Genomic DNA, 24,646 nt, shown 5'->3' with positions numbered 1-24,646 from the left:
AACCAGCGACGCGAACCCGGTTCGCGCCGCTGGTGATTTGATTGCTACTTCGCTACATCAATCGACACCAGCGTCGCCGTCGATCCCGCCAGTTGGAACTCGAAATTAACCGAATCCCCGACCTTCACCCCGGCCAATTGCGCCTCGGTGGCCCGAAAGCCCATGGTCATCGGCGGCCACTGCACCACCGGCACCGCGCCGTGGGCGATGGTGACCGTGTGTTTCTCGCCGTCGATGGCCTTGATGGTGCCGGCGGCCCTGGCCACCGGGGCTTGCTGGGTCATCGGTGCGGCGTCCATCTTCATTCCCGACATGTCCTCCGCATAGGCAGCAAAAGACAGCGCAACGACAGTACTGGCGACAGCAATCAAACTCAGTTTCATTGGATATTTCCTTCAGTGAGGGTGGGTTGAACAGACAGCTGACGGCGGCGCATCAAGCGATACGCTGCCGGAATGACGAACAGGGATAACAACGGCGCGGTGACCATGCCGCCGACCATGGGCGCGGCGATGCGGCTCATGACTTCGCTGCCGGCACCGCTGCCCAGCAGGATCGGCAACAGCCCGGCGATGATCACGGCCACGGTCATGGCCTTGGGGCGAACCCGCTGCACGGCGCCTTCGCGAATGGCCGCGACCAACCCCGAATCGGTACGGTCGCCAGCGTCTTCGCGCTCGGCCCAGGCGTTCTTCAGGTACAGCAGCATGATCACGCCAAACTCGGCAGACACCCCGGCCAAGGCAATGAAGCCGACACCGGTGGCCACCGACAAATTGAACCCCAGCCCATAGAGGAACCACGCGCCGCCCGCCAGTGCGAAAGGCAGCGTGGCCATGATCAGCAACGCCTCGTCGAATCGGGCGAAGGTCAGGTACAGCAGCACAAAGATGATCAGCAGCGTGGCCGGCACCACCAGTTTGAGCCGGGCGTTGGCCCGTTCCAGAAACTCGAACTGCCCGGAATAGCTCAGGCTCATGCCCGGCTGCAATTTGACCTGCTCACCGACCACCCGGCGCAGGTCGGCGACCACCGAGGCAATATCGCGCCCGCGTACATCGATGTACACCCAACCGGACGGTCGCGCGTTTTCGCTCTTGAGCATGGGCGGGCCATTCGTGACCTTGACCCGCGCCACCGTGCCGAGGGTGATCAGGCTACCCAACGGCGTGGAGATCGGCAGTTGCTCCAGTTCACCCACCGAGTCCCGCCACTCCCTTGGGTAACGCACGTTGATCGGAAAGCGCGCCCGACCTTCGATGGTTTCGCCGACGTTTTCACCGCCGATGGCCCCGGCGACGATGGCTTGCACATCGGCAATGTTCAGCCCGTAGCGCGCGGCCGCCTGACGGTCGATACCGACATCGATGTAGCGCCCGCCGCTCAAGCGCTCGGCCAGCGCCGAAGTGACACCTGGCACCTCTTTGGACGCGCGTTCGACCGCCTGGGTGACGGCATCGATCTGCGTCAAATCGTTGCCGGCAACCTTGACCCCGATCGGGCTCTTGATGCCGGTGGCGAGCATGTCGATACGGTTGCGGATCGGCGGGATCCAGAGGTTGGTCAGCCCCGGCACGCGGACCACTCGATCCAGTTCTTCCACGAGTTTTTCCGAAGTCATGCCCGGGCGCCATTGATCCTTGGGCTTGAACTGGATCGTGGTCTCGAACATCTCCAGCGGCGCGGGGTCGGTGGCGGTTTCGGCGCGACCGGCCTTGCCGGACACGTGCTCGACTTCCGGCACAGTCTTGATCAGCCGATCCGTCTGTTGCAGCAATTGCGCAGCTTTGCGTGCCGACAACCCCGGCAGCGCCGACGGCATGTAGAGCAAGTCGCCTTCGTCCAAGGGTGGCAGGAACTCACCACCCAGGCGCGACATCGGCCATAGCGAACTGACGAACACCAGCAGCGCCACCAGCAGGGTGACTTTCGGCCAGCGCAGCACCGCGTCCAGCGCCGGTTGGTAGACCTTGATCAGCCAACGGTTCAACGGGTTATGCTGCTCATCCGGGATCCGTCCGCGAATCCAGTAGCCCATCAACACCGGCACCAGCGTCACCGCCAACCCTGCGGCCGCCGCCATCGCATAGGTCTTGGTGAACGCCAGCGGGCCGAACAGCCGCCCTTCCTGCGCCTCCAGGGTGAACACCGGAATGAACGACAGCGTGATAATCAACAGGCAGAAAAACAGCGCCGGCCCGACCTCCACCGCTGCGTCGGTCATGACCTGCCAATGCCGCTCGCCCTTCAGCTCTTCCCCTGGATGATGACGGTGCCAGGCCTCGATCTTCTTGTGGGCGTTCTCGATCATCACCACCGCGGCATCGACCATGGCGCCGATGGCAATTGCAATCCCGCCCAGGGACATGATGTTGGCGTTGATCCCCTGATGACGCATGACGATGAACGCAATCAACACCCCCACCGGCAGCGAAATGATCGCCACCAGCGCCGAGCGCAGATGCCAGAGGAAGATCCCGCAGACCAGTGCGACGACAATGAACTCCTCGATCAGTTTGTGGCTGAGGTTTTCCACGGCGCGGTCGATCAACTTGCTGCGGTCGTAGGTGGTGACGATCTCCACGCCGGGCGGCAGGCTGCTTTTGAGTTGGTCGAGCTTGGTCTTGACCGCGGCAATGGTTTCACGGGCATTCTTGCCGCTGCGCAGGATCACCACCCCACCGACGGTTTCGCCCTGGCCGTCGAGTTCGGTGATGCCACGACGCATTTCCGGACCCCGTTGAATCGTTGCCACATCGCCGAGGGTCACGGGGACGCTGCCGGCCCCGAGCTTGAGGGGAATGGCGCGAAAGTCATCGAGGGTCTTCAGGTAGCCGGAAGCGCGCACGATGAATTCGCTCTCCGCCATCTCCAGCACGGCGCCGCCGGTTTCCTGGTTGGCCTTGCCGATGGCGTCGGTCACTTGGGTTTGCGTGATCCCCAGGCTGGCCATTTTCAGTGGATCGAGCTGCACCTGATACTGCTTGACCATGCCGCCGACCGTGGCGACTTCGGCGACGTTGGGCAGGGTCTTGAGCTCGAACTTGAGGAACCAGTCCTGCAGTGCCCGCAACTGCGCCAAGTCATGCCCACCACTGCGATCCACCAAGGCGTACTGATAGATCCAGCCGACCCCGGTGGCGTCCGGCCCCAACGCCGGTTTCGCGCTGGCGGGCAGGCGACTCTGGACCTGACTCAACGACTCCAGCACCCGGGAGCGCGCCCAGTACAGGTCGGTGCCGTCCTCGAACAACACGTAGACAAAGCTGTCGCCGAAGAACGAATAACCGCGAACCGTCTTCGCTCCCGGCACCGACAACAGGGTGGTGGCCAGCGGATAGGTCACCTGATTCTCGACAATTTGCGGTGCCTGGCCGGCGTAGGGCGTGCGAATGATCACCTGCACATCGGAGAGGTCCGGCAGCGCATCGATGGGCGTACTTTGAATCGACCACACGCCCCAGGCCGCGACGAACAGGGTCGCCAGCAGCACCAGGAAACGGTTGGCCACGGACCAACGGATCAGCGCGGCAATCATGGCTGCCCCCCGGTGTTGTCCAGGGGTTGGGCGACGATTCCTTTGAGGCTGGCGTCGGAGTCGAGCAAAAACTGCCCCGAGCTGACGACCTGCTGCCCCTCCTCCAAGCCCTTGAGCACGGCGGTCTGGCCTGCGTTTTCCGCCCCGGCCTGCACCTCCACCGGACGGTAGCGCCCGCCCTCCTCGGCGAGCATCACCAGCACCCGTTTGCCGGTGCGGATCAACGCTTCGCTCGGCACCCACAGCACCGATTGCCCTGTGTCACTGTTCAACCGCACCTGCACCGTCAGGCCGGGGCGCAAGCGGCCGTCGGGATTGCGCAGTTCCACCCGCACGCTGACGGTGCGGCTGTCGGCCGTGGTTTGCGGCAGGATCGCGCTGACCGTACCGCGCAGAATGGCGTCCGGGTACGGCACCAGCCTCGCCTCGACGGTCTGACCGACCCGGACTGATCCGGCGAGGGATTCCGGTATTGCCACTGCCAGCCAGACGCTGCCCAAGCCATTGACCCGAGCCAGGGTTTCGCCGACGGCCACGGTCATGCCATTGCGTACATTCAACTCCTGCAAGGCACCGGCAATCGGCGTGGTGAGGGTCTGGTTCAGTTGCACCTTGCCGCTGCGCTCGACCTGAGCAATCAACGCCGCCGGCATCCCGGTCAGTCGCAAGCGCTGGCGTGCCGCGGCCAGCAGTCCGGCGTCGCCCATGCGCTTGAGCGCCAGAAACTCCTCCTGAGCCGCTGCCCATTCCGGCACCAGAATGTCCGCCAACGGCGCGCCAGCCTTGAGCACATCCCCCGGCGCCAAGGCGTACACCCGCTCGACAAACCCCGCTGCGCGCGCCTGAATCACCGCCACTTCGCGCTCGTTGTAGCCCAGCACCCCGGCCGCGTCGAAGCTGGAGGCCTGGACACTGCGAGTGACCGTCGCCAGGCGAATGCCCAGGTTCTGGGTCACGCTCGGGTCGATCTGGATTGCGGCCGTGTCTGTCGCGCTGTCGGCGTAACGCGGCACCAATTCCATGTCCATGAAGGGCGACTTGCCGGGTTTGTCGAATTTCTGCTGCGGGTACATCGGGTCGTACCAGTACAGGGCCTTGCGCTGGTCCTGAGCGATGGCCATCGGCGCGACCGTTTCAGGTTTGTGAGCCAGCCAAAAGCCACCTGCCCCTCCTGACACCAGCGCCAAACCAATCCACAGAACGCCTTTAGAAAGTCTCATTGGCAGCCTCCCCATAGGCGAAATACAGCCGAGCACTGGTCAGCGCTTTCTGTTCATTGATGTCGATCTGCGTCAGTCGTGCTTCGATCAGTTCACGTCGGGCAGCGACCACCGCCGACACATCGCTTTTACCGGCGCGGTAACTAGCCAGGGTCAGTTCGGCTTTCTCCTTGGCCAGCGGCAACAGGCTGTCCTGGGTTCGCCGCACGGCGCGGTCCAGGCGTTGGTAATCCGCCATTTGGGTTTCCAGTTGCTCGGTGTGTTCACGCAGTTGCGCTTCGCGCTCGGCTTCCAGTTGATTGAGCTCGGCGTGCCGGGCGGCGATCTTCGGGTTTTGCCGGGTCTCGGGGAACAACGGCAGGTCGAAGGTGAACTGCACGCTGACCATGTCGCCGAACTCGCGCCCACGCTTCTGGTAGTCGAGTTCCCAACTCCAGTCGGCGGTTTTGTCGGCTTCGGCTTCACGGACTTTGGCCTGGGCTTCACGGGTCATCGGGCCGAACGCGGCCAGGACAGGGTGATGCTGAAGCTTGTGGCTGTAACCCAGGGTATCGATGGGCCATTGCGGCCAATTACCGGTGGGGGGTTGATTGGCGGCCGGGCCGATCCAGCGTTTCAGGGCGGCGCGGGCCTGGACACGTTCGAGTTGCAACTGATCTTGCTGTTCTTCCAGTTGCGCGGCTTCCTGCTTCGGTGTGACGGCATCCGCCGGTTGGGCGCGACCGCTGGCGATCTGCGCGCGGACGGTGTCGCTCAGTAAGCGATTCTCGCGGTAGAACTGCTCAAACAAGGCCTGCTTGAGTTCCACGGAATAGCTGCCGATCCAGGCCAGCGCCGTGGCCTGGCGCACGTTCAGGCGTTCAACCCGCCCTTGGGCTGCCGCCAGATCAACCGCGGCCTCGGCGACTTCGGTGCGCGCCCGGCGCTTGTCACGGCTGGGCATTTCCTGCATCACGCCGACCATTTGCATGGTCATGAAATCGTGATCCAGGGTTCCGCGATCGGGGCCGCCGACGGGAAAGTTCTGCACGCCCAGCAACAGCTTCGGGTCGGGTAATTCGCCGGCCGGGATCGCGGCGCTTCTGGCGGCCTGGAGTTTGTCCGCCTGGGCGGTGAGCGATGGCGCGTTGTTGTCGGCCAGCCGTAAGGCTTCATCAAGGGTCAACGGGGCAGCGACGCACGGCAAAGCCAGTACGCTAGCCGCCAAGGCAGCCGCAAGTGGCCACCCTGTGCGAGAGCACATGGAGTTCATGTTCATGATTCCTGTAAGGATCCACCGCGCGCTTTTCAAAGCGCACAGCAACGCCATCCCGCGCAGGCGGAATGGGGCTTATCGGGGAACAGGAATCAGATGCGAGGGGGTCGCCATACCCCGGACGGGGTCTGGACAGGCAGCATGTCGACGAAGTAAGTCGCTACCACGGGGCTGAACAAGGTGACGGGAGGTTTGGCGATGAACACTTGGAGCATGCCCCCGGTCTTGCACTCCTGACCGGGTTTGCACGGCTTGCCATGATCGGATGGCATGCCCTTGTCCTGGCAGCAGTCCTTGCCCATGTCACCCATCATCGACATGCCCATGGTTTTCATCGGGCAGGGTTCGGCGGGTGCCTGGACGCCCGCCATTCCACTCAAGGGAAGCGCGAGGCTGATCAGGAAAACGAGGCAAAACCGCAGATAGCGTTTCATGGGGCACGAGTCTAGCTTCAGGCCCTTGTTCTGACAATTACCGAACGGTGACGTTTTCGCGCCTGGAAGCCGATGGTTGATCGGCTCCCAGGACGTCGATATCAGAGACTGACTGCTTCCGGAGTTTCGGTTGCCGCCAATGTAGGCTGCGCACCGCGCTCATGCACATGCGCCGTCGGCGTGCGGTCGATCAGCAGGCTCAACAGTTCCGGACGGCTGTAGTGACCGCGCGAATCCATCATGCGTTTGCGTTTGTCGATCAGGAACATATCCAGATCCACGATCACCTCGCCCTCACCTTCTTGCAGCGAACCCAGCACCACGCCATCCGGACTGATGATCGCGGTGAAGCAACCACCCGAGATCGGGCCGATCGGGCAACCGGTGTCGGCCATGATTTGTGCCTGCTGTTCCGGGCTCAACCAAGCCGTGGAGTTGACCACGAAGCACGCCGATTCGAGGGCGTGCTGGCGAATGTTGACTTCCATTTGCGAGGTGAACAGCGGGCCGGCAAACGAGCCGGGGTACATCGAGGCGTGGATCTGTTCGCCATCGGCCATCAACGCATAACGGGCCAGCGGGTTGTAATGTTCCCAGCAGGCCAGTTGGCCGATGCGACCCACGGCACTGTCGGTGGCGCGCAGGCCGGAGCCGTCGCCCATGCCCCAGACCATGCGTTCGTGGTAGGTCGGGGAAATCTTGCGCCGGTGCTGGATCAAGGTGCCGTCGGCGTCGAACAGCAACTGCGCGTTGTACAGCGTGCCGCCGTCACGTTCGTTGACGCCGATGGAGACGACCATGTTGGCCTGCTTCGCCGCCGCACCGATGGCCTCGGTCGTCGCGGAAGGAATCGTCACGGCCTGATCCAGCAATTTGTAGTGCTCGGCGCCCATTTCAAACGGCGACTGCACGAAGGAAAAATACGGGTAATACGGCACGATGGTTTCCGGGAACACGGCGAACTGCACGCCTTGTTCACCGAGTTCGAGAATCTTCTGCACGACTTTATTGACGGTGCCTTCACGGCTGTAAAGGACCGGGCTGATCTGCACGGCGGCGGCTTTGACGATGGACATGGCGGCGATCTCATTGAGGGATTGGGCTTTAACGAGATCAAGATTACGGCAATCATATTTTGTCTCAAATGACGAATACACCACCTTTTAGGACATCAGCCGCGATTGGCCCGCTGGATCACTTGCGGCGGTTGCCCGAACGCACGGATAAACGCTCGACGCATGCGCTCGCGATCACCAAAACCGGTGTCGGTGGCCACCACATCGATGGAATGCCGGCCGGTTTCCATCATCAGCCGCGCCGCTTCCACCCGCAGGTTTTCCACGGCTTTGGCCGGTGATTGACCGGTTTCAGCATGGAACACCCGACTGAACTGCCGAGGGCTGAGATTGGCGGCGCTGGCCAGTTCTTCGACCGACAGCGCGGACTTGAGGTTGTGCTTGGCGTAGGTCAGTGCGGCCTGGATGCGGTCGGTGCGGGGCTCAAGTTCGAGCATCACGGAAAACTGCGACTGGCCGCCCGCACGGCGGTGATAGACCACCAATTGCCGGGCGACGCGACGGGCGATGTCGGCGCCCAGGTCCTTTTCCACCAGGGCCAGCGCCAGGTCGACACAGGCACTCATGCCCGCTGCGGTCCAGACATTGCCGTCGTTGATGAAGATGCGGTCCTCTTCGACGATGACCTTCGGATAGGCCTGTTGCAAGGCTCGCGCATGGCACCAATGGGTAGTCGCGCGCCGGCCATCGAGCAATCCGGCCTCGGCCAGGGCGATGGCCCCGGTACAGATCGAGCCCAGACGCCGAGTGGTCAGACTGGCATTGCGCAGAAACGCGACCATGCCGGGGGACACCGGACGAATCAGGTTGTCGCCCATCACCAGTAAGGTGTCGAAGGGACGCTGGTCGAACGCCGTGGTCTCCACGCCAAACCCGGCCGACGTCTGCACCATGCCGCCCGCCTCCGACAGCAACGCAATGCTGTAGACCGGCTCGTCCGCGACACTGTTGGCCATCTCGAACGTTGCGCACATGGCCAGGCCCAACACTTGGAAGCCGGGGTAAACGATGAGTCCGATGCTGTGCATGGCGCAGGTCCTTTAGAGGCGGTAATGGTGGCCCCGCAAACTTTCCGGCCATTGAGCGTGGGTTGCACTCTAAGCCTGGGTGAGCGGGGATACCAGCCGTTGACCTGGCACGGGTGGTCTAGGCGACGAATTGCGCCATCGGCAGACCGCAGAGCTCATTAAAGTCCCGACGTGAGGATTCAATGACCACCGGCGCACCACACGCGTAGACATGGCAATGCCGCATGTCCGGGAAGTCAGCCATGACCGCCTGATGCACATTGCCGATGCGCCCGTCCCACTGATCCTCAGGCTCGGGCGCACTCAGTACCGGCACAAACGACAGGCCGGGCATGACCGCCATAACCTGCTCCACCCACGCTCTCAAATAAAGATCGGCACCACAGCGCCCGCCCCAGTAGAGGTACACCGGATGGTGCGAACCGGTTTCAAGCAGGGCCTCCATGATGGCCTTGATCGAACTGAACCCGGTGCCCGAAGCCAGCAAAATAATCGCCGCGTCCGGCACTTCCGGGGCGCCACGGTAGTAGAGCTCGCCGAAAGGGCCGGCAATCGCCAGGTTGCCCGGTTTGCCACGGGTGTCCAGCACACTGGTGATGAACTGACTGCTCGACACTTCCCGGACATGCACGTCAATGGTGCCTGAGGTGCAGGCGCCGCTGGCAATCGAGAAGCTGCGCCGTGCGCCGTCGGCCAGTACCAAGTCGATGTATTGGCCGGGACGATAGGAAAAGCTGTCGGCTTCGAGCGCCAGGGTGATGCCGAGAATGTCGCTGGCCAACCGGTTGACGTCCTGGATCTGGCACGCAATGAGTCCGTTCAAGTGAGTCTTCGCTCTAAAGGTTCTGGTGGTTTTATCGCGTGAGGGTTATTCGCCGAGCACCGGGTAAATGACGATCCCCTGGCCCGCCGCCGCTGCACCTTGCAAGGCGGGCAGCACCTTCTGCACCTGGCCCGTTGTAATGCTGTGGGTGGTGATGATGATGTCGGTCGGACCGCCCTCGCCTTCGTCCTGGACAATGGCGCTGACCGACACATTGGCGCTGGCAAAAATCGAACTGACCTCAGCCAGCACACCCACTTTGTCTTCGACCTTCATCCGGAAGTAGAAACGGCTCTGCCGGGCGTCGGCACGCAGGTACGGCCGGGCCGTGATCGAGCTGCGTTTGAAGCCCATGTTCGGCAAACCCACGTAATGCTCCCCGCGAGAGCCCTGGGCCAGGTCGATCAGGTCGGCCAGCACCGCGCTCGCCGTTTGTACGCCCCCGGCGCCGGAGCCATAGAGGAACGCGGAGCCGAACAGGTCACCGACTAACGCGATGCCGTTCATGGAACCGTTGACATGGGCCAGCATGGACGCGTCGGGCACCAGCGTCGGGGCCACCGACACCCAGACTTCGTCGTCTTGCAACTGCGTGCGCGCAATGAGCTTGAGCTGGTACCCCAGCCGCGCCGCTGCGGCGATATCGGCCGCTTCAACCTCGGTCACGCCCTGAAAATCCACCGCGGCAAAGTTGACCGGAATACCAAAGGCCAGGGAGCTGAGCAAGGTGATTTTATGCGCCGCATCTTCGCCATTCACGTCCAGGGTCGGGTCGGCTTCGGCGTAGCCTTTTTGCTGGGCCTGGGCCAGCGCCTCGTCGAAGGACGCGCCATGCTGGCTCATCTGCGACAGGATGTAGTTCGAAGTGCCATTGAGAATGCCAATGAGCGAGGTCACCCGGTTGGCGGCCACCGACTCCTTGAGGGTTTTGATGATCGGGATGGACACCGCCACGGCGCCCTCAAACAGCACACACACGCCCATTTGATCGGCGAGTTCGAAGATTGCCTCACCATGCTGGGCCAGCAACGCCTTATTCGCCGTGATGATGTGCTTCTTGTTGGCGATCGCACGCATCACCAGGTCCTTGGCAATACCCGTACCGCCAATGAGTTCGATAACAACATCAATGGCCGGATCGTCCACGACTTCCCAGCAGTCCGTTACGATCTCGCAACCTTCGGGAACATGCCCTTCGGCGCGTGCCACGGTGCGGGTCGCCACTTTGACGATTTGCAGATGCACGTCCGTCTTGGACGCGATCAGGTCCCGATTCGAGATGAACTTCTGGACCGTTGCCGAAGCGACGTTGCCGAATCCCAATACACCTATTTTCATGAATGTCTCGCTCTGCTCTAAGGCTTTTTTGTGCACGTACTCAACCACAACATCCGGACGTTGTCGTTGGGCAATGGATTTATTACGCGGCGTTCAGTTGGTCACGCATGTCGCCGGTCAAGGGGATATCCAGATTGAACCCCATGTCGGGCAGCAACCCGGTAAACCAGGAGGCGTAGAGGGTGTCGAAAGCCGGCGCTGCCATAAGCCGCGCCAGCTCGGCATCCACTTCAGCCTGGAACGGCGCGTCGTCCAGGCGAATCATGAAACCGTAAGGCTCGCTGCCCAAACGCTGTGGCAGCAGTTGCACATCGGCCATCGCGGCATTGAGCATCAAGGCCTTGAGGATGACCTCATCGGCCACCATGGCATCGACCTGCTCGTCCTGGCAAAAACGCTCGAAAGCCGAGGCAATGTTGGCGCAGCCGCTGAAGCGATAGTCGTGGCCAACCGTCGGTCCCGCCATGATCGCCGCGTGACTGGTGGAGTCTTGAATGCCGACGACCGTCATCGGCGTTTTGGCTTGGCCGGCGCCGGTCATTGCCGCGTCCTTCACCAGAATCCGGTGCGCGGTGAAGAAAATCGGGCGGCTAAAGCGGTTAGTGTTTTCGCGTTCAGGCGTGATCGTGGTGGAACCGCATTCAATGTCGATGCTGCCGTTTTCCAGCAGGCCCAGGCGTGTCGAGGAGGTGACTTCCACGGGGTAGATTTCACAACGCTCGATGCCGTGTCGACGGGCGATACCGGCCAGGACCTCGCGCAACAAATCAACCGAATACCCCAGCGGTACGAACGGGGTTTGGCTGCAATACGAAAAGGGCGGCGTGTGCCGCTGAAAGCCGACGCGGATCACGCCTTCTTTACGGATTCTTTCAAGGACAGACTGTTGCGGCATGACGCTTCCCGTTAACAAGGATGGGTTTGAGGTAATCAACAAGCTGTTGCTGCGCGCTCACGGGGTAGAGATGCCCGCCAGGGATCTCGGACAGTGCGAATGAGCCGGTGGTCAGCGTTGCCCATTGCGCCATCGCTTCCCGGTCTACCAGGCCGTCGGCGCGGCCATACAGGCCATGCACATCAAAGGGATAAGGCCCGGCAGGCGCCTGCGCAAGCTCCCGGTCCATCCACGCCAGATCGTGTTCGAAGGCCTGGCAGAACAGCGCCCGCACTTCAACGTAATCAAGCGCTTCGGGATAAGGCTCACCCATCCGCGCGAACCAGCCTCGCAGGTCGGCGGTGGGCCGCAGATCCCCCAGACGGCGGGGTTGCGGTGATTGCGCCGAGAGGACCAGCGTGGCCCGCACGCCATGGCAATCCCAGAGCCTGCCAGCCACCGCCCAGGCGAGCGAAGCCCCCATGCTGTGCCCGAAAATAACCAGCCGGCGCGGGGCAAGGGTCAGCAGTTCGCCTGCCAGTTGCGCCACCAGGCTCGCCAAGGATTGCGTCAGCACTTCCTGAAGGCGGTCTTCCCGCCCGGGCAACTGGACGAGCGCCAGTGTCACCTGCTCGCCCAGCAGACGCGGCCAGTCCCGGAACACCGAAACGCCCGCGCCAGCATGCGGAATGCAGGCGAGCACGGTCCCGGTGGGCGCGGCGCTGACCCGCATCAGTCGGCCAGGGCTCGGGGCCACGGGCGCCTCAGGACGGCAAGCGTTCAAGGCCTTCCCGGTATTCATTGGCCAGTGCCTGATATTCCAGCGCCGTGTCCCTCAGGTTCTGGATATCACTCTTGCTCAACTCCACCAGCCGCTTGGCCGGAGAGCCGGCGATCATGCTGCCGGGGACAAAACGCGGTCCGGCACTCAAGATCGAGCCCGCCGTCACCAGCGAATCCGCCGGTACGCTGGAACCGTTGAGCAGGATGGCGCCGATGCCGATCACCGAGTTCTCGCCGATGGTGCATCCGTGCAGCACCACGGCGTGTCCGACCGTGACATTTTTATCGATGGTCAACGGATAACCCGGGTCGGCATGCAACACCGCGTGCTCCTGAATATTGCTGCCTTCCCTGATCACAATAGGGGCCTTGTCACCCCGGATCGTCACCCCGGGCCAGATGCTGACATTCTTCTCGATATGCACGTCGCCAATGATGACGGCGTCCTCGAACACATAGGCGTCAGGATGGATCCGGGGCGTCACGCCCTTGAAGCGGTAAGTGGTCATTGCTGCTCACGTATCAGAGAGGAAAGGAGGCGCAGACTGTCCAGGGTGTCGCTACCGGTCACGCCAAAATCGACCAGGCAGGCCACTTCATCGACCCCCATCGACTTGAAGTTTTTCAGTATCGTTGCCGCGCGTTCAGGGCTGCCGATCAAGGAGCTGGTGTTGATGTAGCGACTGAACACCATGTCGACGAAATCATCGCTGTCGGTGCCCACCGCGCTGATGGCATTGACCTTCGCATCCTTATCGGTGTTGGCCGTCTGGTGTTGGCCCACGAACGACTTGAGGTAGTCGCTCAACGGTGCGCGGACCGTTTCGATGGCCTGCTCGTCAGTCTGGTCCAGATAGGTATGGAGCATCAGCGACACCACGCCGTTGGCCGGATCAAACCCCGCCGCAGCCCTCGCCTCGCGGTAGATCCGGATGCGCTTCTCCAGATCCTTGGGACCAAAGTTGATCAGTGCCGTCAGCACATTCAAGCCGTGCTCGCCGGCAAAGCGCCAGGCGTCTTCCTTCTGCGATGTGGTGAGCCAAAGCGGCAATTGCTTTTGTACCGGCCGTGGGTAGGTGACGATCTGCTGAGTGTCACCATTGGCATCAACCCGTGAACTCTCATTGCCTTCCCAGAGCGAAGACAGTTCACGCCGGTACTCATTGAGGATGTCGAACCGGGCGGCGAAATTCTCAGGTTTGAGCACGAAATCGCGCACGTGCCACCCAGGGGCCAACGCCAGATCCACCCGGCCACCCGACAGGTTGTCGACCACGGCCCACTCCTCCGCCACCCGCATCGGATCGTGCAAGGGCAGATTGATGCTGCCGGCGCGCAGGCGGACACGGCGTGTCACCGTGGCCAATGCTGCCGCCAGGACCGAGGGATTCGGGTAGGCGCCACCGACTTCGGTGAAGTGTCGCTCCGGGGTCCAGATGGCATTGAAGCCATTCTCATCAACGAACTTCGCCACCTCCAGCAACAGCTCGTAGGGGTTCTGGCCGGCGCTCAACCCGGAAAAGAAGATGACCCCCAGTTCCGGGATCGTCCTGGCGCCGGTCACCGCCGTCGAGGCAGCCGCCTCACCGGGGCGCAACGCTTTGAGCCGGGCATGCAGCGCGGCCATTTGTCTCGGGGAAAACGTCGCGGCTTCAGACATGTTCAACCTCGTCTTCAAGCAACTGCTCGGCGATCTGCAGCGACATGGCCGCCACCGAACTGTTGTCGTAGAAACCACGCAACGGAATGTCGAGACTGAAGGTTTCGCGCAGTTTGTTGATCATCTGAATGGCAATCAGCGAGTTACCGCCCAGGTCGAAAAAGGACAACGACGGGTCGACCCCTTCTCCGAGGTAAGCGGCGTAGATCTCGGAGACGATGGCTTCCACCGGGTTGGCTTCAGTCGTGGCCTGGGGCTTGGGCGCCGCCGGCTCGGCACGGGCGACACTTGGCGCGGGTGCTGCAACCGCACACGCCGTTGCGGTAGCAGCGCCCTCCCCGCGTGGGCGGAAGCCAATCACTGGATCGATCCAGTGCCGGGTCTTTTCGAAGGGATAGACCGGCAACACGGCGTTGCGCTTGCCCTCGACGAAAGGCGTCAGTTCGAGGCTTCCGGTCAGGGTCCAATACGCGGCGATGACCGAGAGGAACGATTGATACTCCTCTTCCACCGCGCCCAGCGCAGGCACGATGCGGACCGGATCGGCCGACTTTCCGCCCCAGTTCGACTGGATCAGGTGTTTCATGGCAAAGCCGTGACCGATCTCCACGAAGGTACGCACCCCCAGCTCCCGCAGGGTCTGGATCGACTTGGAGAACTGCACGGTCTTGAGCAGGTGGTCAGCCCAGTAGATCGGGTTCTTGTATTCGTACTCGGTCAGCAAGTGGCCGGTGATGTTGGAGATCAGCGGAATACGCGCCTGGCCGAATTTGACCTCTTTCATGAACGCCATGAACTGCGTGGCACCCTCTTGCATCAAGGGCGAATGGAACGCGTGGGAGGTGCGCAAGCGTTGGTGTGCCACACCCGCAGCGGCGGCCTTGACGACGATCTCGTCGATACGCTCGAAAGAGCCCGCGAGCACGCTTTGGGTCGGCGCGTTATGGGCGGCGATGGCGACACCGCCGAGCAGGTGCCCCAGCCCGTCCAGGCGCTCGATCGCCAGCATCGCCCCCGGCTCGCACTGATCCATGCATTGAGCACGCTTGATGATCAGGGCGGCCGCAGTGTGCAGGTCAAACACCCCCGAAAACGTTGCAGCGATGACTTCGCCCAGGCTGTGGCCAAACACGAAATCCGGCACAACCCCGAACTCGCCGAGGGTTTGGGCGATCGCCAACTCCACGGCAAACAGCAATGGTTGGGTGATGAGCGTCGAGGTGATGGCCTGGGCTTTATCGAGGTGCCAGAGATAGGCCGCCAGGTCCAGATCATGCTCTTCCTTGAAGACCGCGAGGATGCGTTCAAGGTTGAGTTTGAAGGCCGGGCATTGCGCCGCGAGGTCGGCGCCCATTTCGATGTTCTGGGTGCCTTGCCCGGAAAACACGAAAGCTGACAGGCTGGAATCGCCGCTGAGGTACTGATGGAATTTGCCGGCAGCCAGCAGCGACTCGGCGTGGCGACTGGATTGCGCAACCAGCGCGACCCGGCAAGGCAAGACCGGGCGACCGTGGTAGGCGGTATGCGCCGTATCCGCGAAGGGTGTGCGGGTCTGGTCGAAATACTGCTGATAGTCACTGACCAGGCGTTCGACGGCCGGGCGGGACTTGGCCGACAGGGTAAAAATCCGTGGTTCGTCAGCGGGCTCGGTGAGTGGTGTTTCGACGACAGCCTGGCGATAGCCTTCAAGAATGACGTGGCCGTTGGTCCCGCCCATGCCGAAAGCACTGACGGCCACCACTTGCGCCCGTTGCGGGTCCAGCGCCTGGGCCTGGCCCGTCACATAAAAACGCGAGTCCTCCAGTTCCAGGAGCGGGTTGGGCGTGGTCAGGAACAGGGTGGCCGGGATGGTCTTGTGCTTGAGAATCAGCGCAGCCTTGATCAGACCAATGACCCCGGCGGCAATGTTGAAATGCCCGAAGTTGGCTTTCAACGAGCCGATGCCGCAGGCCAGGCCCGCCTCGCCGTAAGCCTGCTTGATCGCTTCGACTTCAATCGGGTCGCCCAGCGCGGTACCGGTGCCGTGGGCCTCGATGTACTGAATGTCCTGAGGGTCGATACCGGACACCTCAATGGCTTCGGCCAACGCTTGAACCTGGCCCTTCACGCTGGGAGCGGTGAAGCCGACCTTGCTGGCGCCGTCATTGCTGATCGCCGCGCCCTTGATGACCGCGTAAATCTCGTCACCATCGCGAATCGCCTGGCCCAGCGGCTTGAGCAGGACCAGTCCCAGACCATTGGTGAACAGCGTTCCGTTGGATTGCGCATCGAACGGACGGCAATTGCCGTCGGGCGACAGCACGCCGTCCGGCTGGTAAAGATAGCCCGTGTGCTGCGGCACCTTGATGTTCACCGCGCCAGAAATCGCGGTATCGCATTCGCCGAGCATCAAGCTTTGGCAAGCGGCATGAACCGCCACCAGCCCTGTCGAACACGCGGTTTGCACGTTGACGCTCGGGCCGCGCAAATTCAGCTTGTAGGAGATCCGGGTGGCGAGAAAATCCTTGTCGTTGCCATGGCGAACCATCATCTCACCCAGCGAATCGACCACATCGCTTCTTTCGAGTACGCCGAACAGGTACGAACTGAAGGCCGACCCGGCGAACACACCGATTCGGCCAGGGAAGCGCGCAGGATCGATGTTGCCACGGTTGAGCAAAGTGACCGACGACTCAAGCATCGTGCGCTGCTGCACATCGAGCACATCGGCCTCAATGGCGCTCATGTCGAAATACTGCGAGTCGAAACGATCGACATCCGGCAGTACGCCGGCACGCTTGACGTAGTTGGGATGGCGCAGGCGCGATGCAGCTACGCCACTGCGCAGGATGTCGTCGTCTTCAAGGTCAGACAGGGTGCACGTCCCGTCGCTCAACACGTCCCACAATTGTTCAATAGTTGCGGCGCCCGGCAGCCGGCAGTCCATGGCAATAATGGCGATGGCGCTCGGGTCAACGTTGGATTCGGTGGTCATTGCACACTCACTTGGTTGGTTCGACGGGCGCGCGAAGCGATCAGACTGCGGCGGTGGACAAGCCGGGGATCGGAGGGCAGATCGTGCAGGTGGGCGGCACGCAAGGTGGTGGTTTCACCGGCGTGCATGCGCACCAGTTCGACCTGACTATCAATGGTGGAATACTGAAACAGCCGAACCAGAGGGATCTTTACGTTGAACTCGCGCTGCAAGTGCTCATGCAACACGACAATGGACAGCGAGTTGCCGCCCATGTCGAAGAAGTTCTGCGTGCGACTCACCTGCTGGCGGTCGAGCACTTCCCGCCAGACGTGTTCAAGCCGCTGTATCACGCTGCGACTTTGATCGAGCTGGGTATTGGCCGTGAACTCGATCGGTTGGTTGGCCAGTTCCGTCAAACGCTTGCGATCAAGCTTGCCGTTAGGCAGGCGCGGCAACGTAACGAGTACATGCACGTCGGAAGGCAACATGACCGAAGGCAACCTGTCCCGCAGGTAACCCAACAATTGATCGACAGCGCAGGCCGGGGACTCGACAAAGGCAATGATGGTCTTGGTGAAGCGCGTGGTCCGGGCGCAGGCAAACACCGTGGCGACGCCTGGAAAACCCAGCATTACTGACTTCACTTCGCCCAGGTCGATGCGTACGCCATTGATCTTGATCTGGTCGTCCTGGCGCCCAAGGATCTCGATCTCACGGTCGAGACCGCTGCGCCCGATATCGCCCGTGCGGTACACCGCCAGGCTCGGGTCCGGCGCATAGACACCGGTCACGAACGGCGAGATCAGCACACCATCGGCGAAATAGCCGTGGGAGCCGTAAGGCGTGGCAATACAGATTTCTCCGGTTTCGCCGACACCGCAAACCGTCCCGTCCTCGGCCAGCACAAAACTCGTCGCCCCTTCGATCGGATGGCCGACAGACTGAATACCCGCCGCCAGCGGTGTACCCAGGCGCTTGAAGTGCTTGGCCAGCGTGGTTTCAGTCGGCCCGTACAAATTGACCACTTGCGAACCCGGGAACAGGTTCGTCCACTGAGTCACCAATCCGGCATCCAGCGGCTCGCCGGCAAAAAACGAATAGCGCAGGGTTTCGATGGGTGGCTCGCCTGCCTGCTGACTGACCCACAAGCCGGCAATGGACGGCACCACGTGCACCGCCGTGATCGCGTTTTCACGGATGAACGAAATGGCCGCCTGTGCACCGAGCAGTCGTTGCTCGGGAATACAGACCGTCGCCCCGCTGATCAACGGCGTGAAAACATCGCGAAACCAGACATCAAACGACAGGTTGGTGAACTGGGCGAATCGATCGTCCGGCGTGATCGAAAACTCGCTGCGTTGCCAGACCAGGAACTGCGACAGGCCGTTATGGCTACCGACAATCGCTTTGGGCTTGCCCGTGGAGCCGGACGTGAAAGCAATGTAGGCATAGTCGCTGCCGGATTTCTCGAACACCCCGGCACCCGCGTCGGCCGACGGTTCGACGATCTCGATCAGCGAGCCCGCAGCGGCCTGGCACCGGATCACGGCGCGCGTTGGCACCGCCTTCAACATGGCCTGTCGGCGCTCGTCGGGCAAGCCGGCGTCGATCAGCATGAGCGTGCAGTCGGCCGCCCAAACGGCCAGCGCCGTGGTAATCGCCTGCGCAGAACTTTGTGCAATGACGGCCACGATACTGCCAGCGACCACGGCGCTGGCCTGGATGTCGGCCTTGATCGCTTGAACGGTTTTGTGCAGTTCGCCATAGGAGATCTGCCCATCGCCCTCGCACAGTGCGATGCGTTTAGCGTGCGCCTTGCAGGCACGCTGGACCAACGTATGAACCGGGTCGAACGTTCTGACTGAAGGTGTCTGGTCTTTCATGATGAGCCGCCTGAAAGAGGAGTTAAACGCCAACTTGGTGGAAGGTCGTCAAAACGGCTGCCGCGACCATAAACAGGAAGCCGAACACCTTATTGAGCATCTTCATGTGCGCTTCGGTTTTCAGGTAGGACAGCGCTTTGGACGCCAGCCCGGTGTAACCCGCCATGACCACCAGGTCGGTGAATGCAAACGTCAAGGCAATGAAGAGGTATTGCGAAGGCAAGGACGCCTTGTAATCAATGAACTGCGGAATCACCGCCAACATGAAGATGTAGCCTTTGGGATTGACCACATTCAACGCCCAGCCTTTGGACACAAGGCGCCCCAGAGTGGTGGTGTGGACGTTCTCGCGGTTGATGCTCACCGGCGAACCCTTGGACACCCACTGGCATACGCCGAGGTAGAACAGGTACGCGACACCGGCCCATTTCAAGACGTTGAAAGCCAGTGGCGATTCCTGAATCAGTGCGCCCAGCCCGATAACCACGGCGATGAAGACGGTCCACAAACCCAGCACCAGACCGACGACGCCGAAGTAACCGCGGCGGAAGCCATAATTGAGCCCGTTGGTCATTGAAAACACCGAGCCTGCGCCTGGCGACAATGAAAAAATCCACGACGCCAAAAAGCAGGTAATCCAGATACTGATAGTCATGTTTAGTTCTCCCCGAACAGTGTTTAGTAAGTTACAAGCAAAGCAAACCCATGGCCGTTACATGACGCCCACGACCGCCTTTATTTCAGCAAGTTGTTATCCGGTATTGTCGTCAAACAAAATCCGGGCACACGAATACATCAAGCCTTCATAGAGAAATGACCTTGGTTGATATCCGTGCACTCTCTAAGTACCGGCGTTCCAGTAACGACAACTTAGTATTGACACGAAATGCTCGAAACCTGAGTTCGACCTGGACAGCCAATTCAGCTCGCCGTGCGTTCGAATTTTTCAAGGCGCGAAGTTGCCCCCGAAAAAAACTTTCGAGAAATACTGAGGACGCTATCGTTTCCGCCTGTGTCGCTCGCCAACCCCAGGCAATAGCTACCACTCAGCCGATCGCCCACACGCTGGCGACAAAGCCGGTGCCTGAGGGAGAAATAGGGACGGGGGGTAACTTGCACTGAAAGCGAGCACAGTTACAGTGCGCTGCACTATTTTGGTGTTAGTTGTTTCATTACTATCCTTAGTACGTTGGATCCATTTTTTGAAATTATCAGCAGATGTGTCAGGAGTCAAACTTATATATCGACTTATTAAATAAAGATCGAACAAATTAAATAACGCATAAACCAAAACCCAGCCCCAGCCTGCACAGGCAAGGTCTCTCGCTTTGATAGACAGATATTTAAGTTGGCATTGACGCCGGATATTTGGCGGGAGTTGTACGTTGTCATTACAACCGGTGTTAGTCATTACGCTATACGTAACAAGAGCGGGAACTGAATGAATATTGAATCGACAGCCGCAGGCAGATATCAGTTAACTACGGTGCTCACGAATACCCTTCGCCGCCCAACCTGAAAAAAATTTCATTTTCCACGGGACCAATCTTTTCCTGATACGGCGTCCAATTCATCAGCAGCGTCCACTTTCGGATGCACGCCTAGAGGAGTTGTCATGAACGTTGTGCGTCCCCTGACCAAGTTGCGGCTTGTCTTGCTCGTCCCTCTGGCGCTGGCAGCGCTGGCGAGCACGCCGGTGTTTGCTCAGCCCGAAATTATCATTCGCCAGGCGCCGCCGCCCGTGCGCATGGAGCAAGTGCCCATGGCGCGTCCCGGTTATGCCTGGGACAACGGCCACTGGCGCTGGGACGGTCGCGGTTATGTCTGGGCGCCCGGTCATTGGCAACGGATGCGACACGACGGACGCTGGATGCCGGGGCACTGGGAGGCGCGCGGGCCGAACTGGTACTGGATCGAAGGGCGCTGGGTGCGTTGAGCCCTGAACGCTGGATCTACCGGCTCACCATCCGGACGCCGGTTTGTATGAATCAAGGAATCAAATAATGTCTCGACTATTCAAGACCACAGTGATTGCCGGCCTCATGGCGATCACCCTGTCCGGCTGCGTCATCGAACCTGCACGTCCACACCGACCGCCACCGCGGGTTGAAATGGTCCCGGTGATGCCCGCACCGGGTTATCACTGGGTGGCCGGGCAGTATCGTTGGTCTCACAACGAATGGGTGTGGGTGCCGGGGCATTGGAAAGGTTATTGATGCAGGATCGTAAATTTGCGTGAAGCTGATGACCTCTTCGCGAGCAAGCTCGCTCCCACAGGGGATTTGTGAACGACACAGATCCAGTGTGGGGGTGGGCTTGCTCGCGAAGGCGGCCTGACAGTCAACGCAGAAACCGGACCCTGCCCGCCTACCCATCATTTCTCTCGATCATACAAATCACGAAAGCGAATTTTTCATTTCCCCCCGACCTGTTCACCATGGCACCACCTAAAACAGATCGGACGAACTCCTCATGAATTTCAATTTGGCGATTGCCTGCGTCATCGTAGTGTCCTTTGCCATTGCACTGGGTCACGCCTGACCGCGCTATTTCGCGTCGCCGTCATGGGGTTTGTAGAACGTGAACAGGCCAATCTGGGCAGTCTTGATGTACTCATGCGCCCAGTCCGGTTTCACCGTCCGGTCATGGAAATACATTGCGCCGTGGGTGCGATCCGGTAGTTGTTTGTTCAACGCCTTGCGCGCAATTTCCTTGGCGATCGCGTAAGGCGCTTCTTCCTGAGCCGTGTCCGGCTTGCCATCACACCACCACGAAAACTGGCAGGCATGCTTTTCCGAGCCCTGCTTGACGATCCCGCACACCGTATCCGGAAAGCCCTCGTGCCCGAGGCGATTCATCACCACGTTGGCCACCGCCTCCATGTCGGCGGAGTCCTTGCCTTTGGCTTCCCAGTAAATGCTGCGGGCCATGCAGGTGATGGCTTCGTCCAGCGGCGCGGTGCCGGCCGGGTCGACCGCCTGGACTTCGGATTGAGTGATGGTTTCGGCCTTTTTCGGCGCAGGGGCGGTGCTGCCTTTATCGGCGGCTTTCTCTTCCAGGACTTGAGCCTTGTCCACCGCCACTGCTTTTTTTTGTTCCTGGTCGTCCGCCATGACCTGGCCGGTGAGCAAGGTGAACGCGAGGCAGGTTGCAATCCACGGGAAGCGCATGATGGGCAGGCTCTATAGGCGTCGACGGGCGACTTCGCTTCATTGTAGTCCGCAAATCACCTCATAAAATCGCGAACAATCTGCAAAAAGCCATTGCCCCGAACGGGACGAAATCGCGCATCATGGGCGCAGTCCGTTCAAGGGGGATTTTCATGCGCGTCTTATCATCCGTTTTGCGTGTTGCGGCGTTGTCGTCGGGCCTGGTGTTCGCCACCACTGCCCTGGCCACCGACGAGACGCAACTGGTTCAGTCGATCAACACCTATCGCAGCCAGGTGCAACGTTGCGGCGGTCAGGCATCGCCGGAATTGCCGCCGTTGGCGAGCGATCCACGCCTGGTGTTGTCCGCCACCCAGAACGTCGACTTGCAACAGGCGATGGCGCGGGCGGGTTATCCGATGGTCAACGTGCAGGCGATCACGCTGGCCGGTCCGCGTGATGCGCAGTCGGCCATGAAAGCCGTGCAGGAAAGCTTCTGCCAGGTCGTCCTGAACCCGCAATTCATTGACGTCGGCGTCAGCCGTGAAGGCAGCCAGTGGCGCATCGTGCTCGCACGCCCACTGTTGAGCGGACGTCTGGGCGATGCGCAGGCCGAAGGCCAAAAACTCCTGGAACTGCTCAACGCCGCCCGCACCCAACCGCGCCAGTGCGGCGGTCAACCCTTCCCCGCCACCACGCCGCTGGCCTGGAACGCCACGCTGGGTGCCGCCGCCGAAGCCCACAGTCGGGACATGGCCAACAACAATTACTTCGATCACAAGGACCGCTCGGGCGGCACGCCCGGTGACCGCGCGGAACTGGGCGGTTACATCGCCCAGCAGATCGGCGAAAACATCGCCGCCGGGCAAGACACCACACGCAAAGTCGTCGACGGCTGGCTCGCCAGCCCGGGACACTGCGCCAACCTGATGAATCCGCAGTTCCGCGAACTGGGCGCGGCGTATGCGGTGGACCCGAAGAGTGATTCGGGGATTTACTGGACGGCGATGTTCGGCACGCAGTAAGCGCCCCGCCGCATTCCCTGTGGGAGCGGGCTTGCTCGCGAAAGCGTCGGCACATTCAACATCCATGTCGCCCGACACTTCGCTTTCGCGAGCAAGCCCGCTCCCACAGTTGTTCTGTGGTGAATCAAGGATTTGTGTACGACCATAAGCCCTTCCCCACAATGGGGTCCCGGTTATGTACGGCCGACTAGCCGAACCGCCCCGCCGCCGCTACTGTTAGCCACTCGCTGATCCGAATAAGGCTTATCTCTTGAGCGACGCATCCGAACAGATTCAAGCCAAACCCCAAGCCATCCCCCTGCGCGAAGCCTTTCTGTTCTGGCTCAAGCTCGGCTTCATCAGTTTCGGCGGTCCGGCCGGGCAGATTTCGATCATGCACCAGGAGTTGGTCGAGCGTCGGCGCTGGATTTCGGAGCGGCGCTTTCTGCACGCACTCAATTACTGCATGCTGCTGCCCGGGCCGGAGGCGCAACAACTGGCGACCTACATCGGCTGGCTGATGCACCGGACCTGGGGCGGCGTGATTGCCGGTGTGCTGTTTGTGTTGCCGTCGCTGTTCATCCTGATCGGGTTGTCGTGGGTGTACATCGCCTTCGGGGACGTGCCGGTGGTGGCCGGGTTGTTTTATGGGATCAAGCCAGCGGTCACCGCGATTGTGGTGCAGGCCGCCCATCGCATCGGCTCGCGGGCGCTGAAGAACAACTGGCTTTGGGGTATTGCGGCGGCGTCATTCATTGCGATCTTCGCGTTCAATGTGCCGTTTCCGTTGATTGTGGTGGGCGCGGCCGTGATCGGCTATTTCGGCGAACGTCTGGCTCCGGAGAAATTCAGCAACGGTGGCCACCGAGCGACGAATAAATCCTTCGGCCCGGCGTTGATCGACGACGACACCCCGACACCCGAGCATGCGCGTTTCAGTGCGGTGAAACTGCTGCGCCTGGCGCTGGTCGGCGCCGTATTGTGGGCCTTGCCCATGGGGCTGCTCACGCTATTGTTCGGTTGGAACGGCACGCTGACGCAGATGGGCTGGTTCTTCACCAAAGCCGCACTGCTGACCTTCGGCGGCGCCTACGCCGTGCTGCCGTATGTGTATCAGGGCGCGGTCGGGCACTACGGCTGGCTGACGCCGACGCAGATGATCGATGGCCTGGCGCTGGGCGAAACCACCCCCGGGCCGCTGATCATGGTGGTGGCCTTCGTCGCGTTTGTCGGCGGTTATGTGCAGCAGGTGTTCGGCGCCGACCACGTCTTCCTCGCCGGCGCCGTCGCCGCCACGCTGGTGACCTGGTTCACCTTCCTGCCTTCCTTTCTGTTCATCCTCGCCGGCGGGCCTTTGGTGGAATCGACGCACAACGAACTGAAATTCACCGCCCCACTCACCGCCATCACTGCGGCGGTGGTCGGGGTGATTCTCAACCTCGCGTGTTTCTTTGGTTACCACGTGCTCTGGCCCAACGGCTTTAGCGCTCATCTCGACTGGCCTTCGGCACTGATTGCCATTGCAGCGGCGGTGGCCTTGTTTCATTTCAAGCGCGGGGTGATCGAGGTGTTGATTGGCTGCGCATTAGTGGGCCTGGCGGTGCATCTGGTGCGCTGAAGGATGA

21 protein-coding genes are annotated in these 24,646 nt (G+C 61.2%); 4 read left to right on the top strand and 17 right to left on the bottom strand.

Annotated features, from left to right (window positions below; translation table 11 throughout):
- Positions 1–44: 44 nt before the first annotated feature.
- The 16 genes from HB680_RS15010 to HB680_RS14935 all read right to left on the bottom strand — a co-directional run bounded on the left by HB680_RS15010 (position 45) and on the right by HB680_RS14935 (position 19,523).
- Positions 45–383: a copper-binding protein gene (locus HB680_RS15010; RefSeq protein ID WP_213939404.1), complete on the bottom strand. Its 339-nt coding sequence runs from the start codon at positions 381–383 to the stop codon at positions 45–47.
- Positions 380–3,538: an efflux RND transporter permease subunit gene (locus tag HB680_RS15005; RefSeq protein ID WP_213939403.1), complete on the bottom strand. Its 3,159-nt coding sequence runs from the start codon at positions 3,536–3,538 to the stop codon at positions 380–382. Before HB680_RS15005 ends, HB680_RS15010 begins: the two co-directional genes overlap by 4 nt.
- Complete coding sequence (locus HB680_RS15000) at positions 3,535–4,764, bottom strand: efflux RND transporter periplasmic adaptor subunit (protein WP_213939504.1); 1,230 nt, start codon at positions 4,762–4,764, stop codon at positions 3,535–3,537. Before HB680_RS15000 ends, HB680_RS15005 begins: the two co-directional genes overlap by 4 nt.
- Positions 4,745–6,010 (bottom strand): TolC family protein, encoded by a 1,266-nt coding sequence (locus HB680_RS14995; RefSeq protein WP_213939402.1) that lies wholly within the window; start codon positions 6,008–6,010, stop codon positions 4,745–4,747. Before HB680_RS14995 ends, HB680_RS15000 begins: the two co-directional genes overlap by 20 nt.
- 95 nt (positions 6,011–6,105) lie before the next feature.
- Entirely contained in the window at positions 6,106–6,447 is a 342-nt protein-coding gene (locus HB680_RS14990; RefSeq protein ID WP_213939401.1) for a hypothetical protein, read from the bottom strand.
- A 101-nt stretch (positions 6,448–6,548) separates the two neighbouring features.
- A complete protein-coding gene (locus HB680_RS14985; protein WP_213939400.1) occupies positions 6,549–7,523 on the bottom strand; it encodes a nitrilase-related carbon-nitrogen hydrolase in 975 nt (324 codons plus the stop codon).
- Positions 7,524–7,618: 95 nt separating this feature from the next.
- Entirely contained in the window at positions 7,619–8,551 is a 933-nt protein-coding gene (locus tag HB680_RS14980; protein ID WP_213939399.1) for a GlxA family transcriptional regulator, read from the bottom strand.
- Positions 8,552–8,669: 118 nt separating this feature from the next.
- Positions 8,670–9,374 (bottom strand): FAD-binding oxidoreductase, encoded by a 705-nt coding sequence (locus tag HB680_RS14975; RefSeq protein ID WP_213939398.1) that lies wholly within the window; start codon positions 9,372–9,374, stop codon positions 8,670–8,672.
- A 45-nt stretch (positions 9,375–9,419) separates the two neighbouring features.
- The gene (locus HB680_RS14970; RefSeq protein WP_213939397.1) at positions 9,420–10,712 is read right to left on the bottom strand and encodes a homoserine dehydrogenase; all 1,293 of its coding nucleotides are present in this window, start codon (positions 10,710–10,712) and stop codon (positions 9,420–9,422) included.
- Positions 10,713–10,794: 82 nt separating this feature from the next.
- Positions 10,795–11,607 (bottom strand): transporter substrate-binding domain-containing protein, encoded by an 813-nt coding sequence (locus HB680_RS14965; RefSeq protein ID WP_213939396.1) that lies wholly within the window; start codon positions 11,605–11,607, stop codon positions 10,795–10,797.
- Positions 11,585–12,319, bottom strand: a complete 735-nt coding sequence (locus tag HB680_RS14960; protein ID WP_213939395.1) for an alpha/beta fold hydrolase — start codon at positions 12,317–12,319, stop codon at positions 11,585–11,587. Before HB680_RS14960 ends, HB680_RS14965 begins: the two co-directional genes overlap by 23 nt.
- Positions 12,320–12,350: 31 nt before the next feature.
- Positions 12,351–12,878: a gamma carbonic anhydrase family protein gene (locus HB680_RS14955; RefSeq protein WP_213939394.1), complete on the bottom strand. Its 528-nt coding sequence runs from the start codon at positions 12,876–12,878 to the stop codon at positions 12,351–12,353.
- Positions 12,875–14,029, bottom strand: coding sequence for a MupA/Atu3671 family FMN-dependent luciferase-like monooxygenase (locus HB680_RS14950; protein ID WP_213939393.1), 1,155 nt, complete (start codon positions 14,027–14,029; stop codon positions 12,875–12,877). Before HB680_RS14950 ends, HB680_RS14955 begins: the two co-directional genes overlap by 4 nt.
- Entirely contained in the window at positions 14,022–17,003 is a 2,982-nt protein-coding gene (locus HB680_RS14945; protein WP_213939392.1) for a type I polyketide synthase, read from the bottom strand. The genes HB680_RS14950 and HB680_RS14945 overlap by 8 nt, the downstream gene beginning before the upstream one ends.
- Positions 17,000–18,868, bottom strand: coding sequence for a non-ribosomal peptide synthetase (locus HB680_RS14940; protein ID WP_213939391.1), 1,869 nt, complete (start codon positions 18,866–18,868; stop codon positions 17,000–17,002). The genes HB680_RS14945 and HB680_RS14940 overlap by 4 nt, the downstream gene beginning before the upstream one ends.
- A 22-nt stretch (positions 18,869–18,890) precedes the next feature.
- The gene (locus HB680_RS14935) at positions 18,891–19,523 is read right to left on the bottom strand and encodes a LysE family transporter (protein ID WP_213939390.1); all 633 of its coding nucleotides are present in this window, start codon (positions 19,521–19,523) and stop codon (positions 18,891–18,893) included.
- 960 nt (positions 19,524–20,483) lie between these two features.
- On the opposite strand from HB680_RS14935, the gene HB680_RS14930 reads away from it, so the two are divergent.
- Together HB680_RS14930 and HB680_RS14925 are read left to right on the top strand one after the other, a co-directional pair.
- A complete protein-coding gene (locus HB680_RS14930; RefSeq protein WP_213939389.1) occupies positions 20,484–20,804 on the top strand; it encodes a YXWGXW repeat-containing protein in 321 nt (106 codons plus the stop codon).
- 67 nt (positions 20,805–20,871) lie between these two features.
- On the top strand, positions 20,872–21,084 hold the full coding sequence (locus tag HB680_RS14925; protein ID WP_213939388.1) for a YXWGXW repeat-containing protein: 213 nt from the start codon (positions 20,872–20,874) through the stop codon (positions 21,082–21,084).
- A gap of 330 nt (positions 21,085–21,414) precedes the next feature.
- Here the strand turns inward: HB680_RS14925 and HB680_RS14920 are convergent, their stop codons facing one another.
- A complete protein-coding gene (locus tag HB680_RS14920) occupies positions 21,415–22,038 on the bottom strand; it encodes a cell wall hydrolase (RefSeq protein WP_213939387.1) in 624 nt (207 codons plus the stop codon).
- 152 nt (positions 22,039–22,190) lie between these two features.
- Here HB680_RS14920 and HB680_RS14915 point away from each other — a divergent pair, with 152 nt between their 5' ends.
- Complete coding sequence (locus HB680_RS14915) at positions 22,191–23,042, top strand: CAP domain-containing protein (RefSeq protein ID WP_213939386.1); 852 nt, start codon at positions 22,191–22,193, stop codon at positions 23,040–23,042.
- 250 nt (positions 23,043–23,292) lie between these two features.
- Positions 23,293–24,639, top strand: a complete 1,347-nt coding sequence (gene chrA / locus HB680_RS14910) for a chromate efflux transporter (RefSeq protein WP_213939385.1) — start codon at positions 23,293–23,295, stop codon at positions 24,637–24,639.
- Positions 24,640–24,646: the final 7 nt, after the last annotated feature.

The sequence above is a fragment of the Pseudomonas sp. dw_612 genome (assembly GCF_018449725.1).
Taxonomy (GTDB): domain Bacteria; phylum Pseudomonadota; class Gammaproteobacteria; order Pseudomonadales; family Pseudomonadaceae; genus Aquipseudomonas.
This window is presented reverse-complemented; position numbering and strand designations above follow the sequence as displayed.

Excerpts from the sequence above, each read along its gene's own strand:
- HB680_RS14985 (WP_213939400.1), bottom strand. The coding sequence starts at position 7,523 with ATGTCCATCGTCAAAGCCGCCGCCGTGCAGATCAGCCCGGTCCTTTAC.
- HB680_RS14990 (WP_213939401.1), bottom strand. The coding sequence starts at position 6,447 with ATGAAACGCTATCTGCGGTTTTGCCTCGTTTTCCTGATCAGCCTCGCG.
- HB680_RS14955 (WP_213939394.1), bottom strand. The coding sequence starts at position 12,878 with ATGACCACTTACCGCTTCAAGGGCGTGACGCCCCGGATCCATCCTGAC.
- HB680_RS14935 (WP_213939390.1), bottom strand. The coding sequence starts at position 19,523 with ATGACTATCAGTATCTGGATTACCTGCTTTTTGGCGTCGTGGATTTTT.
- HB680_RS14920 (WP_213939387.1), bottom strand. The coding sequence starts at position 22,038 with ATGCGCTTCCCGTGGATTGCAACCTGCCTCGCGTTCACCTTGCTCACC.
- HB680_RS14925 (WP_213939388.1), top strand. The coding sequence starts at position 20,872 with ATGTCTCGACTATTCAAGACCACAGTGATTGCCGGCCTCATGGCGATC.
- HB680_RS14970 (WP_213939397.1), bottom strand. The coding sequence starts at position 10,712 with ATGAAAATAGGTGTATTGGGATTCGGCAACGTCGCTTCGGCAACGGTC.
- HB680_RS15010 (WP_213939404.1), bottom strand. The coding sequence starts at position 383 with ATGAAACTGAGTTTGATTGCTGTCGCCAGTACTGTCGTTGCGCTGTCT.
- HB680_RS14940 (WP_213939391.1), bottom strand. The coding sequence starts at position 18,868 with ATGAAAGACCAGACACCTTCAGTCAGAACGTTCGACCCGGTTCATACG.
- HB680_RS14995 (WP_213939402.1), bottom strand. The coding sequence starts at position 6,010 with ATGAACTCCATGTGCTCTCGCACAGGGTGGCCACTTGCGGCTGCCTTG.
- HB680_RS14915 (WP_213939386.1), top strand. The coding sequence starts at position 22,191 with ATGCGCGTCTTATCATCCGTTTTGCGTGTTGCGGCGTTGTCGTCGGGC.
- HB680_RS14930 (WP_213939389.1), top strand. The coding sequence starts at position 20,484 with ATGAACGTTGTGCGTCCCCTGACCAAGTTGCGGCTTGTCTTGCTCGTC.
- HB680_RS14965 (WP_213939396.1), bottom strand. The coding sequence starts at position 11,607 with ATGCCGCAACAGTCTGTCCTTGAAAGAATCCGTAAAGAAGGCGTGATC.
- HB680_RS15005 (WP_213939403.1), bottom strand. The coding sequence starts at position 3,538 with ATGATTGCCGCGCTGATCCGTTGGTCCGTGGCCAACCGTTTCCTGGTG.
- HB680_RS14960 (WP_213939395.1), bottom strand. The coding sequence starts at position 12,319 with ATGCGGGTCAGCGCCGCGCCCACCGGGACCGTGCTCGCCTGCATTCCG.
- HB680_RS14945 (WP_213939392.1), bottom strand. The coding sequence starts at position 17,003 with ATGACCACCGAATCCAACGTTGACCCGAGCGCCATCGCCATTATTGCC.
- HB680_RS14950 (WP_213939393.1), bottom strand. The coding sequence starts at position 14,029 with ATGTCTGAAGCCGCGACGTTTTCCCCGAGACAAATGGCCGCGCTGCAT.
- HB680_RS14980 (WP_213939399.1), bottom strand. The coding sequence starts at position 8,551 with ATGCACAGCATCGGACTCATCGTTTACCCCGGCTTCCAAGTGTTGGGC.